This is a genomic window from Actinoplanes sp. NPDC026670 (assembly GCF_040638175.1).
Lineage (GTDB): Bacteria > Actinomycetota > Actinomycetes > Mycobacteriales > Micromonosporaceae > Actinoplanes.
In genome coordinates this window covers 168577-181455 of record NZ_JBEZXU010000010.1, presented here as the reverse complement: position 1 = coordinate 181455, position 12879 = coordinate 168577, and the positions used below count along the sequence as shown (strand labels likewise).

At 71.0% G+C, this 12879-nt stretch carries 8 protein-coding genes; 5 read left to right on the top strand and 3 right to left on the bottom strand.

Going from position 1 to position 12879, the window contains the following annotated elements:
* Window positions 1-3: 3 nt before the first annotated feature.
* A complete protein-coding gene (locus AB0E94_RS13010) occupies window positions 4-1788 on the top strand; it encodes an alpha/beta-hydrolase family protein (RefSeq protein WP_360325785.1) in 1785 nt (594 codons plus the stop codon).
* On the opposite strand, the gene AB0E94_RS13005 is transcribed toward AB0E94_RS13010, so the two are convergent.
* Window positions 1754-4411, bottom strand: a complete 2658-nt coding sequence (locus tag AB0E94_RS13005) for a hypothetical protein (protein ID WP_360325783.1) — start codon at window positions 4409-4411, stop codon at window positions 1754-1756. The genes AB0E94_RS13010 and AB0E94_RS13005 overlap by 35 nt on opposite strands.
* A gap of 286 nt (window positions 4412-4697) precedes the next feature.
* Between AB0E94_RS13005 and AB0E94_RS13000 the strand changes: the two genes are divergently transcribed.
* Window positions 4698-4895 carry a DUF6223 family protein gene (locus AB0E94_RS13000; protein ID WP_360325781.1) on the top strand — a complete coding sequence of 66 codons (198 nt, stop codon included), beginning with the start codon at window positions 4698-4700 and terminating at the stop codon, window positions 4893-4895.
* Here AB0E94_RS13000 and AB0E94_RS12995 read toward each other — a convergent pair.
* Together AB0E94_RS12995 and AB0E94_RS12990 are read right to left on the bottom strand one after the other, a co-directional pair.
* Window positions 4836-5675, bottom strand: a complete 840-nt coding sequence (locus tag AB0E94_RS12995) for a hypothetical protein (RefSeq protein WP_360325779.1) — start codon at window positions 5673-5675, stop codon at window positions 4836-4838. The genes AB0E94_RS13000 and AB0E94_RS12995 overlap by 60 nt on opposite strands.
* Before the next feature lie 49 nt (window positions 5676-5724).
* Complete coding sequence (locus AB0E94_RS12990) at window positions 5725-7071, bottom strand: RICIN domain-containing protein (RefSeq protein WP_360325777.1); 1347 nt, start codon at window positions 7069-7071, stop codon at window positions 5725-5727.
* Window positions 7072-7210: 139 nt separating this feature from the next.
* Between AB0E94_RS12990 and AB0E94_RS12985 the strand changes: the two genes are divergently transcribed.
* The 3 genes from AB0E94_RS12985 (at window position 7211) to AB0E94_RS12975 (ending at window position 12118) form a co-directional block, all read left to right on the top strand.
* Entirely contained in the window at window positions 7211-7912 is a 702-nt protein-coding gene (locus AB0E94_RS12985) for a GntR family transcriptional regulator (RefSeq protein ID WP_360325775.1), read from the top strand.
* Between the two features lie 19 nt (window positions 7913-7931).
* Entirely contained in the window at window positions 7932-10628 is a 2697-nt protein-coding gene (locus tag AB0E94_RS12980) for a BTAD domain-containing putative transcriptional regulator (RefSeq protein WP_360325773.1), read from the top strand.
* A gap of 65 nt (window positions 10629-10693) precedes the next feature.
* Window positions 10694-12118 (top strand): WGR domain-containing protein, encoded by a 1425-nt coding sequence (locus tag AB0E94_RS12975; protein WP_360325771.1) that lies wholly within the window; start codon window positions 10694-10696, stop codon window positions 12116-12118.
* The last annotated feature ends 761 nt before the right edge of the window (window positions 12119-12879 follow it).

The following is a 12879-nucleotide window of genomic DNA, read 5'->3' as shown; positions in this document are numbered from 1 at the left end:
CCGATGCCCGCGGCCCGTCTCCCCCGGCTCGACCTGCCCGGTTCCGTCGCGGCGACCGTCCTGCTGTGCCTGTCGTTCACACCGTCGTTGCTGCCGCGCAGCTGGTTCGTGCAGGGCGTCGTCGGTGGCCTGTGCGCGGCGACGGGATACGCCCTCGGCTGCCTGCCGCGTCTCGTGCTGCCGCGGTGGCGGGCCGGAGGCCGAGCGTGGTCCCTTTTCGCCAGCGCGGCCGTGCCGTCGACGATCCTGGCGGCGTGTCAGGGTTGGCGCTGGCAGCAGCAGGTCAGCGCCATGGTCGGGGTGGACGGCCCGTCGGCAATGACGTGGGTGGGCGCCTTACCGACCGCGGCGGCCGTGTTCGCCGCCCTGCTCGCGGTCGCCGGCCTGGTGCGCCGCGGCGGGAGGGCGACTTTCCCGGTCCGGGAACACCGTCCCAGCCCGGCGGGCCTCGCCCTTCGGGACGGCCGCCCCGCTCCAGTGGGCCTCGCCCCTCGGAACCTCCGTTCCGCTCCAGTGCGCCTCGCCCCTCCAGGACGCTGGAGCGGAACGACGGGCCTCATCCCTGAGGGACGATGGAGCGGAACCGCGGGCCTCGCTCTTCGGGGACGATGGAGCGGAACGACGGGCCTCGCTCTTCGGGGACGGCGCCATCCCGCGGCGGCCACTCTGGTCGTGCTCGCGTTGCTGGTCTGCATGCAGCCGCTCGGCGCCCTCTCGACCCTTCTGGACAGCCGGGTCACCGACCTGGCGGCACCGGCCGAGGCGACCCGGTCGGGCAGTCCGGCATCGCTCGTGCCGTGGGCCACGCTGGGGCGGGAGGGCCGGGCTTTCGTCACCGGCGCGCTCGCGGTGCGGCACGCACGCCCGCCGATCCGGGTCTATGTGGGCCTGCGCACCGCATCGACCAGCAAGGAACGCGCCCGCCTGGCCGTCGCAGAACTCCAGCGGACCGGCGCGTTCGCCCGCCAGGTGCTCTGCCTGGTGATCCCGACCGGAAGCGGCTGGATCGACGAGCCGACGTTGGCCGCCCTGGAGGACACCTTCGACGGGGACACCGCGGTCGCCGCTATCCAGTATTCGGCGCTGCCCAGCTGGCTGTCGCTGGCGGCCGAACCCGAACGCGCCGAGACCGCCGCCGGCGACCTGATCGACGAGGTCCGGCGCGGCTGGTCGGCCATGCCCGCCACGACCCGGCCGAAGCTGCTCGTCTACGGGCACAGTCTCGGCGCCCGCGCGGTCCAGGCCCCGTTCGGCAGCGTGGACCGCCTGCTCGACGAGGTCGACGGGGCGCTCATCAGCGGGCCACCCAGCACGGGCCCATTGCGCGAACGGCTGCTGGCCGGCCGCAGCCCGGCCAGCACCGAGATCGCACCGGCGCTGCCCGGCCGGCCGGACATCCGGTTCGCCACCGGCCTGGCCGGCCTGTCCACGGCGGGCGGTACGGCGTACCCCCGCGTGGTCTTTCTCCAGCACGCCACCGATCCGGTCGTGTGGTGGTCACCCGGCCTGCTGTCGCACCGGCCGGACTGGCTGCGCGAGCGTCGCGGCGACGGGGTCCTGCCGCAGGTCCGCTGGTGGCCGATCGTCACGTTCTGGCAGGTGTCCGGCGACCTGCTGACCGCTCAGGACGTGCCCGCTGGTCACGGCCACCGCTACGGCGCCGAGGCCGGTGCCGCCTGGCGACTGCTCACCGGCACCGGCTGGTCGAGCTGGACCAGGCAGGAGAGGCTCCCGCCTGGTCCGGGTGGTGACGCTATCGGCGGGGCGTGGTCGTCGGCGTCCCGATGACGGCCGGGGCGATGGTGATCTTGTCGACGTCCGGCGCGTACGCCTGCGGGTTGCCGAAGATCAGCGACCCGCCGGCGGTCGTCAGCGTGATCGGGATGGTCTTCTCCAGGAAGCTGTTCCACGCGTACGTGTACCGGAAGTACCCGTGCGCGCTGTCGCCACCGGTCTCGGTGACCTCCAGCCGCCGATCGATGACCTGCGGGTTGTAGTCGTGGTGCCCACCCAGCTCGGCGTTGGCATAGGACACCGCTACGTCGTACGGCCCGGGCTTGTCGAAACCGGGACCACGGACGATCTCGAACGTGTTGCCGGCGCCGAGCCCGACGTAGCCGATGGATTTCCCGCCGGAGGCGTTGCTGCCGGACGAGGCGGCGTGCGTGGTGACGCTGACGGCGCCGTGCCGGATGGTGTCCTCGGCCTCGATCGTGACGGCGGCCGTGTCGGCGGCGGCGACCCGGGTGGTGGTGAGCTGCTGCAGCAGGACGCCACGCTTCGAGCGGATCTCGATCTCGTTGACGCCCTGGCTCAGGTGCAGGCGCACGGTCGAGCGCCACGCGCCGGCCCGGGCCGCCGCCACCGTGGCGACCTGGCGTCCGTTGACGGTGACGTCGACGTCGGTGCGGCCGGTGCTGCGGTAGTCGAGGCCGAGGTCGTAGTAGCCGGTCTCCCAGGCCTGGACGTACGCGTCGGCGCGCTGCCGTTTGCCGCGGATCTCGGCGTGGCCGCGGGCCTTCGCCTTGTCGTAGGTGACGTGGGCGCCGCCGTAGTAGCGCAGCGTCGAGGCCGGGTAGGCGGTGGGCTCACCGTCGGTGACGTCGGTGAGCAGGAATTTGTCCAGGGTGATGTCCGAGTTCGGCAGCACGGCGACGCCGTCGAGACTGGCCCGCAGCGACAGGGTGTGCGTGCCCGCGGTCAGCGGGACGGTGAGCTCGGAGCTGCCGCGGTACTGCCAGCGCTGCACGTTCGTCAGGGCCAGGTCGGCGGTGTACTGGACGATCCGCGGGTCCGCGCCGTCGACGAAGAGCGCGTGCCGGCCGGGGACGCCGGGGGCGCCACCGATCACCTGGAAACGGTAGCGGCCGGTGCGGGGCACGGTGACCGTCCACTCGGCCTTCGAGGTGGGGCGGTTGAACGAGCCGACGTCACGGCTGCCGGAGGCGAGGAACTTCCAGCCGCCGCCGGCGAGCGGGTCCTGGTCGTAGACGGTGGCCGCGGTGAGCGCGGTGTTCTCGGCCTCGATCGAGGTGCTCCAGACTGCGGCGGCCACCGGGGTGCGGTCCTGCTCCGGGGTGATCAGCACCTGGTAGGCGGCGTATCTGTCGTAGGTGGGCACGTCCAGGTCGACGGCGCCGCGGTCGAGGCGTACCCCGTCGAGGACCTTCACCACCCGCGGCGTGCCGGCGACACCCTCGGCGCCGGACAGGGTGATCTCGCGGACCTCGATGTCGACACGTTTGCCGAAGACGTCCCGGTCCAGGCCGGACAGGCGCAGCGAGACCGGTTCGGCGCCGCCGCCGTACAGGACGGTGGCGCGCTTGTTGCGTTTGTCGACGGCGGCGATGCCCTGGAGCGTGTCGACGGTGTTCAGCGCGGGCGGCGTGACCGCGACGGTCCGGCTGCCCTCCAGGTCGCCGTACCACTTGAACATCCACCAGCCGGCGTTCGCCGAGTTCGTGCGGGCGCTGTTGTCGCTGAGGTTCCCGGCGTACGCCCAATAGGCGGTCTGGCCGTCGATCTTGAGGTCTTCCATGATGGACAGCCACTGGACCAGCTGGCCCGGAGTGCCCATGTCCCGGAGCATGCCCCACTCGGTGATGTTGACGTGCATCGGCGCCAGCCCGAGCCGCTTCTCCAGCGCCCGGTACTCGGTGTAGTGCGATCGGAAGGTGCGCAGGTTGTCGATGCCGAGCTCGTGCCAGATGAACACGTCCGGCAGGACGCTGTTCTCCTTGGCGTAGGTGAGGAAGTCGGCGGACCGCTCCGGCTGCCATCGGGTGTCGCCGGGGCCGCCGATACGGGCGTGGCCGAGGCCGTGCCGGGCGTACACCTGCTGGATCTTGTCGTAGGTGGCCTTCCAGTCGGCCAGGAAGGTGTCCTTCTGGCTGCCCCAGTTCGGGTACCAGTTGCCGCCGTCGGGCTCGTTGAACGGGATGAACACGTAGTCCTGCGGACGCTTCGAGGTGGTGGCGACCGCCTCGGTCACGAACTCGACCACTTCGAGGTAGTCCCAGATCCCGTTCGCCGGGCTGGTGTCACCAGGGCGGGTGCCGCCGTGGTAAGGCCAGTCCGGGTAGTAGTCCTGGACGTAGATGTACATGTCCTTGCCGTGCTTGTGGAAGAACCCGTCCTCCACCTTGATCGCGTCGCCGCTCGGGTGCTGGGTGCCGTAGGGCGCCTTCTGCGAGGTGTTGGTGATGTGCGCGCCGTCGATCAGCGCCTGGGTCGGCGCGCCGTCGTCGCCGAAGCCGTACAGCGTCCCGGTCGCCCCGCCCCGGAACTCACCGGTGCTCCGCCCGAAGTCGACGCTCAGCACATCGGCCGCCGCCGCGCCGGCCGCGGCCGGCGCCGACAGGACCCCGGCCGCAAGCGTGACCCCCGCAGCCAGCATGGCAAGCCCATTCACAGATTCTCCCCACTCCCGATCCGGTACGCACAGAGACGCCAGTCCATGTGACCGGTCACCTGGACGCGCCCTGGCAGTGTGACCGGTCACACGGATCGCCAGGAAGACTGCGTTACGGATTTGTTACCAGCAGGTCAGGTCCACGTCTCAGCGTTTCCACTCACAGCAGGGCCGCACGCGCCGAACAGGCCGCGAGCCGTCGCCCACAACGGTAAAACCGCTCGCATTCCAGCGGTGAGCGACGGCTGGCGGTTTCGGGCTCCTGACCGGCCACCGCGTCCGTGGTGTGCTGGCCGGGGTCTGGGTGCTGGCCACCGCCGACGGTGGCCCGGGCACCGGGAACGGCGTGGTGGGCGGTTACGCGAGCGTGGCGTTCGGCCTGGTGGCAGTGGTGCTGGGTGGCCTGACGCTGACCCGCGGCAGGTCACAAGGTGGGGAACACCACGCTGAAGAACAGGGCCAGCGCGATCGCCCAGATCAGTGAGCCGACCAGGGCCGTCACCCACGGCTGGCGGCTCTTCACCAGCAGGAACGGCGCGTGGATCAGGAACGAGAAGATCTGGCCGAGGACACCGGTCTCCCTGATCACTTTCAGCAGCTGGTCGGAGACCGTGTCCAGGTGGCTCGCCTGGAGCCCGGCCTCCATCCGCTGCGCCACCAGCCCGTAGTAGCCGAAGACGGCCGGGAAGAGCCAGAACGGCGAGATGCGCACGAGCGTGGTCTCGGACAGGCTGTCGAACGCGACCGTGTAGATCAGCGCGGCCGACCCGAGGCCCAGCACGATGAGGGTCGCGTAGAACACCCGCAACACGCGGGCCGCCGGAGTCGCCGGAACCACCGGGGCGGTCAGGACGGGCTTGTGCGGGTGACCGCACTGCGGGCAGGCGGTCGCCGCGACCGAGATCTGCCGACCACACGCCGCGCAGGCGGTGAACACCGGCGCGGCGGCGGCCGCCCCGGCAGCCGGCTCGTTCGGGCGGCGGCGCCCGGTCGCCAGGACCACGATGCCGCCGATCAGCCCGGCCACCCCGGCCGCGAGCAGCATGTTCCGGTTGTACTCGGCGTCCTGCTGACGCCGCAGGGTGCTCTCCGCGTACTCGCTGAACCGTTCGCGCTCCTGCGGGTCGGCCACGGTGCGGGCCTGGTCGAGCTGCCAGGCCCGCACCCCAGCCTCATCGCTGGCCTCCTGCCAGGACGTGATGCCGAGCAGGAGCAGCGGAATGCTGAGCACGAACAGCACGATCCCGGAAGCACGGCGCGACATGCATCTCCCCTAGGTGGTCCTTCGAGGCCACACACCGTATCCGAGACGCTCAACCGGCCAGCTTGCCCCAGATCTGGTTGCTGGTGCCGGCGCAGTCCCAGAGTTGCAGCTTGGCGCCGTTGCTGCCGTTCCAGTCCTTGATGTCGACGCACCGGCCGGAGGAGACGTTCTGCAGGGTACGGGCGGAGGTGAGGGTGAACCGTTGCACCGGGTTGGCGTTGCAGTCGGCGAGCTGGATCGGGGTGTTGTTGGTCAGGGCTCCGCCGGCCGGGTCCATACATTTACCCATCGCGCGTACCGTGCCGTCGGCTTCGAACGTCCATTTCTGGGCGGCGGTGCCGTTGCAGTCCCAGGTCTGGAGGACGACGCCGGCGGTGGGGACGCCGCCGGGGATGTCGATGCAGCGGCCGCTGAAGTTGGACTGGAGCATGGTCGCGCCGCCGGCCGGCGGGGTGGTGGTGCCGGGGTCACAGTCGTTGGCGGCGACGACGTTGTCGGTGTGTGCGGTGCCGCCGGCCCGGTACGCGCTGACCGCCGCGGTCGCCTGGGCGGGGGTGAGCACCTGCTTCTTGGCGTGGTAGACGTAGTCGACCGATTGCAGCCAGGTGCTGGCGCCACCGGTGTGCCCGGCCAGGTCGATGAACCACTGGTTGAAGTCGATCGACATGTTCTGCCGCGGGTAGACCTTGCCGGAGTGGTCGCCGACGAGCGCGCCGTCGATGTAGTACTTCACGTGGCCGGCGGAGACGGTGGCCATCACGTCGTGCCAGCCGTTGATGCTGCGCGACTGCTGGCTGTGCACGTTGTCGGCGTACCAGGGCTCAGCGACATAGGTGTACCAGGTGGTCTGGTAATTGATCGGGCCCGCCTCGCCCCAGCCGCCGTTGGGCAGGTATTCGGAGAAGTCCATCTCGGAGTAGAGCGGGTCACGCGGGGCGGCGAGCGGGGAGATCGTGTAGAAGGTCTGGTTCACGTGGTCGCCGTCGGCACCGGCGGCCGGGGTGTCCGAGAACTTGATGCGGGCCAGGTAGGTGCCCTCGAAGAAGCGCCGGTTCGGCTGCGAGAACTCGGCGTGCGACGTGCCGGCGGCGGTGCCGTCGGTGACCGCTTTGAGCTGGACGACCTTCTGCCCGTCGACGGTCGGGAAGGACACGTTGTCGGGCAGCCAGCGGGCGCCGCTCACGCCCGGGCCGCCGGTGTTGCTGCGGATGCTCCAGCCGCGGTGGCTCAGGGCCGCGTCGGTGCGTGACGTGTAGGTGAAGTCGTCGAAGAGCACGCCACAGCCGGCGGCGGCGCTACCGCTCGGGGCGGCGGCGATCCCGATGCCGGTCAGGGTGGCCACGGCGGCGGCCACGACCGTACCCATGACGATCTTGCGATTTGGGGTTGGTCCCATGGGGGTGGGCTCCTTCGAGGGTGAGGCCAGAACTGACCACTGGTAAGGGAATCGGCCGCTCGGTTACTGTGATCCGGACCAGTGGTATGCGTCAATAGACTGCGGGAAAGTTTATTTACAGTGGGATTCGGGGGACGCGATGCGCCGCGCTGAGGTGGCCGACCGGCTGCGGGAGCTGATCGACGCGCGGGCGCCGGGTGATCCCCTGCCGTCGGAGCGCTCGCTGTCCGAGTCGCTGCACGCGTCCCGGCCGACCGTGCGGGCGGCCATCGACGAGCTGGTCCGCACCGGCCTGCTGGTGCGCCAGCACGGTCGCGGCACGTTCACCAGCCCGCACAAGATCTCACAGGAGGTGCCCGCTTCCGGAGAGCCCGTCCCGCCCGCCGACGGCGACTGGACCAGCGAGATCCTGGAGTTCCGGACCGAACCGGCGGGCGCCCGGCTCGGCCGCCGGCTGCAGGTCTCCCCCGGCGCCGACGTGGTGTACGTCAGACGCCGCCGGATCGTCGACGGCGAGCCGATGGCCATCGAGCGGATCCGGCTGCCGGCCGTGCTCGTGCCCGGCATCGTGGCCGCCGACTTCGTCTCCGGATCGCTCTACCGCCGGCTGCGCGAGCAGTACGGGGTGAACCCGGCCGAGGCCGTGCAGACCGTCGAGCCGACCGTCACCGACGCCGACGAGTCCCGCCTCCTCGACGTGCCGCTGCACTCACCGGCCCTGCTGTTCGAACGGACCACCCAGGACGACGGCGGGCGGATCATCGAGTTCACGCGGTCGATCTACCGCGGCGACCGCTATCGGATCACCAGCCGTCTGCGGCTCGGCCCGGACTCGGGCTGAGCCACCTATGATCTGCCGCGTGCTGACGTGCAGGGTCCTGGGTCCGGTCGAGATCGAGGTGGACGGCGACCCGGTGCCCATCCGCGGCCCGCTCCCCCGGCGGCTGGTCACCGCGCTGGCCGCCGCCCAGGGCCGGCCGGTCACCGAGGACACCCTCATCGACATGCTGTGGGGCGACGAGCCGCCGGCCAACCCGCGGAACTCACTGTTCTCCTACGTGTCCCGGCTGCGCAGCGGGTTCGGCGCGGAGCGGGAGTCGCTGGTCCGCACCGACGACGGCTATCTGCTGCGCGTCGGCGAGCTCGACGCCGACCGGTTCACCGCCGACGTCGAACGCGGCCGGGCGTTGCTGGCCGAAGGGCACGCGACGCAGGCGGTCCAAGCCCTCACCGGCGCGCTCGGGATGTGGCGCGGCGAGCCGTTCACTGACCTTCCCGAACACGCCGTGCCGTACCGGGCCAGGCTCACGGAGCTGCGGACCGTAGCGGAAGAAGAGCGGTCGGCCGGGCGGCTCGCGGCCGGTGACGCCGCCGTCGTGGTCGGCGATCTGGAGGCTGCGGTACGGGCGGAGCCGTACCGTGAGCGGCGCTGGGAACTGCTCATCCTCGCTCAGTACCGCAGTGGCCGGCAGGCCGACGCGCTGTCCTCGCTGCGCCGGGTCCGTGACCTGCTCGCCGAGGAGCTCGGCCTGGACCCCGGCCCGGCCCTCCAGGACCTGGAACGCCGGCTGCTGCTCCAGGACCCGCGCCTGCTGCTTGATGCGCGCCCGCCGCGCACACCACGGCCGCTGTCGGCGTTCCTCGGCCGCGACACCGAGCTGGCGCTGCTGGGGCGGCTCACGTCCGTACACCGGCTGGTCACTCTCGTTGGACCGGGCGGCGCCGGCAAGACGCGGCTGGCCGTCGAGTTCGCAGCCGATCGCGCCTGGTTCGTCCGTCTCGCCGACGCGGCCGACCCGCTGACGGCGGTGGCCGGAGCGCTGCGCCTGCGCGGGACGACCCTGGACAAGGTCACCGCCGCCCTGGCCGACCGGCCCGGCATGCTGCTGCTGGACAACTGCGAACACCTCGTCGAGCCGGTCGCCGACCTGGTCCTGCACCTGCTCGCGCACTGCCCCGGCCTGCGCGTCCTGACCACCGGCCGGGAGCCGCTCGGGGTGAGCGGCGAGCAGCTGCTGCCGGTCGACCCGCTGCCCGCCACCGCGGCGATCGCGCTGCTCACCGACCGGATCGCGGCCCAGCGCCCGGACTGGCAGCCGGACGCCGCCGACACCGCGCACCTGGCGCACATCGCCGCGGCGCTCGACGGCATCCCACTCGCCCTCGAACTCGCCGCCGCCCGGTCCCGCATGATCGGTCTCGGTGATCTCAGCGCGATGCTCGGCGACCGGTTCCCCGCCCTCGGCACCGTCCCGCGTGGCGCGATCACCCCGCACCAGACGCTGGAGGCGGCGGTCGCGTGGAGTGTGGACCTGCTCCCACCCGACGACCGGGCGCTGCTGCTACGGCTGTGGCCGTTCGAGGGCGGGTTCCCGCTGGCCGCCGCCGACGACGACCTCGACCGGCTGTCCGCCCTGGTCGCCCGGTCGGTGGTGGCCGCCGACCCGGACGTGACACCGACCCGCTACCGGCTGCTGGAGATCATCCGGGCGTACTGCCGGGCTCATGATCCAAAACCGGCTTCCAGCCGGGAGACCCATGCCGCATGGGTACGCGAACTCGTCGCCCACTGGATCCCGGAGCTGTCCGGCGAGCACTCGCCGCACGCCATGCGCGTGCTGCACCGGGACCTCGCCAACGTGCACGCCGGCATCGAACACGACCTGACCGCGGCACCCGAGGCGGCGCTGCGTACCGCCTCGCTGATGCCCTGGTTCTGGTTCCGCAGCGGCCACACCGCCACCGGGCTGCGGCTGCTCGACGCCGCACTGGCCGCCGCACCTGACGCCCCGGCCGCCGACCGGGCAAGAGCACTGGGGGCCGGAGCGACGGTACGGTTCATCAGCGGCGATCTGGCCGGCGCCCGGCAGTGGCTGGCCCAGGCACACCAGGTCCTGCCGGCACCCGCTCACCGGGCCGAACGCATCGTCTACGCGCAGATCCACTACTACGACTCGGTCGTCCACCACGGGGCGGAGGACTACGCCACCGCCGAAGCACGCGCCCGCGAGTCCGCCGAATCCGCCCGCCGGTTCGGTGAGGAGTGGATCGTCCCGTCCGCCGAGGTGTGCCTCGGGTTCGCCCTGACCGGTCTCGGCCGCCTCGACGAGGCACACGCCGTGCTCACCCGGGCGATCGCCGACGCCACCGCACAACGGCAGGGCTGGGCCGCCGCCCTCGGCGAGATGGGACTCGGCTGGCTCGGCCTGAGCGGCGCGTTCCTGGGCGGCGCCGGCTCACCCGTCCCGCCGGACGAGGCGCTGGCCGCGATCCGCCGCTCGCTGCGCCTGTTCCGCGTCGAGGACGACCTCGGCAACCTGCTGACCTGCCTGTACATGGGCGCGCAGGCGCTCGCCCTGACCGGGCACCGGGACACCGCCGCGGTGCTGCTCACCGCGGTACGCGGCTACGCGGTCCGGCGTGGTCTCGACCCGACTCTGGTCAGTCCTCAGTTGACGGCGGCCATCGAGGCGATGCTGCACGACGCCGACTGGGCCGCGGCCGCCGAAGCCGCCCAGCACCTCGGCGAGCAACAGATGATCGAGCTGCTCGGCTGATCGGTTTTGTCGTACCCCCCGGCTAAGTTCATCCGCGTTCCCCCTCCTGCCGAAAGGTGGCCCGGATGCCGGCCGAAACGACGTATCTCGAACTGTCCGAAGACAGCGGGAGCGCCCACAAGTTCTACGAGGTGACAGTCGACGGCACCGACCTGACCGTCCGTTATGGCCGCATCGGCGACCGCGGCCAGGTCAAGCAGTCGTCGTTCACCACCGAGGACAAGGCACGGTCCGAGGCCGCCAAGAAGATCGGCGAAAAGGTTCGCAAGGGCTACGCCCCGGCGGTCATCGGCGGGCGGCCGCCCCGATCGGTGACCCGGCGGCAGATCGTCAGCACCCGCTCCACCGCCAAGAGCGCGCCGGTCCTGTGGCGTTACCGGTCCGGCAGCCCCGCGTTCGGCGTGTTCGTCGACGACGACGTCTGCATGGTCGGCAACGAGGCGGGCCTGATCACCACGCTCAACCACAAGGCCGAGGTGCAGCAGCAGTTCCGCCTGCCCGACGGGGTGAAATGCATCGTCGCCGACGACAGGTGGATCTACGCGGGCTGCGACGACGGCAACGTCTACGACCTGTCCGGCAAGGTGCCCCGCTTGGCGTACCGGATCGCGCCCGAGATCGACATCTACTGGCTGGACATCCACGACGGTGTCCTCGGTGTCTCCGACGCCAACGGCGGCATCTCGGCGATCGACCACGAGGACGAGTTCCTGTGGCAGCGGCCCGGCCGCGGCTCGTCGGCGTGGATGGTCCGCTGCGACGACAACGCCGTCCACCACGGGCACAGCGCCGGCGTGACCAGCTACGACTGGCGGACCGGCCAGGAGCTGTGGCACTCCGGCACCCGTGGCGCGGTGCTGTTCGGCTGGCAGGAGCGCGACACCGTCTACGCGGGCACGTCCGACCGGCAGGTGGTCGAGCTCGGCAAGGACGGCACACACCGCCAGAGCTACCGGTGTGACGCCGCCGTGTTCTCGTGCGCCGCCGCCGAGGACGGCCGGTACATCTTCGCCGGCGACAGTTCGTCCTCCATCTACTGCTTCGACGCCGCCGGCAACCGCCTGTGGAAACTCGCGACCGGCTGCGGCTCCGCCTACTCCATGCAATATCACGACGAGCGCCTCTACATCGTCACCACCGACGGTTCGCTGGCCTGCATCGACGCCAGCGAGCAGGCGATCCGCTCGGCCGTCGACGGCACGGTCCCCCAGGTGATGGACGTGAAGGCGCCGCCGCGGATGGCCGAGGTCGCCCCGTCCACCACGGTCGAGATCGTCCACGACCCAGCCGACGGCATCGTCGTCGAGTGCGTTGAGGAGTCCGGCCGCCTCCGCATCCGGGTGGTCTCGGCGGGTTACCGAAGCGACTGGCAGGTCCAGTTCCCGAAGGGCATCCGAGAGAACGGCACCCGCTACGTGGTGACCGGCATCCGAGAGGCATCGCGAGGCGGTTTCTACCGCGCCTACGGCGACATCCGCCGCCTGAGCTGACCCGAGGCCGGCACAACCCCGGCCAAACGGCGACCACCCTCGAGGGCAGCCAGGCCTTCGAGGGCGTTCGCCCCTTCAGCGGCAACCGACCCCTTGGCTGCCTTCTCCCGCGCGGCTTTCCGACGTCGGCCCGGTCATCGTGCACCTCGCCCGCCGACCCGGTAGGTCTGAACTCCACACCGAGCACCAACCGCAAGATCTACTTTCGGGTGGATGCCGGCCAGCCCGGGAGTGGCTACGTGGTTCCAGTCGCCGTCGGGGTTTCGCCATGGTCGCCGCGACGACAGGAGCACACGTTGGCCTTGTGTGTGCCCGGGTCGTCGCGGGGACGTGGACGAACGCACGCGATTGGCTCAACGTGTGCGCCCGCCCTCGCCGGGACAACGACCAGCGATCACGATCGGCCAATGTGTGCGCTGATCGTCGCCACCAGCGCAGAGCATCCGGAAAGCGCGAAGGTCGAGCACACGCTTTGCAGATCTTGCACGATTCTCCAGGTCAGGGAAGCGTCTTCAAGGCTTTCGCTGTGTCCGAGCTCGATCCCTCTGCCGGGCGATGACTTCGCGCCCGGCCTGCGGACTGTCGCACCAGTTACTCCGGCGACCGGGACACTGGAAACGAAATGTCGTGCTGGAAACTGGGAACGAAATGTCGTGCTTGCAGAGGATTCAGCCCCGGCCAGCCGCGTAGATCTTGCACGATTCTCCGCCTTCGCGGCGATCTTGCAGGTTTCTTCATGCCTGGGTGTGGTTTGTCGTGCA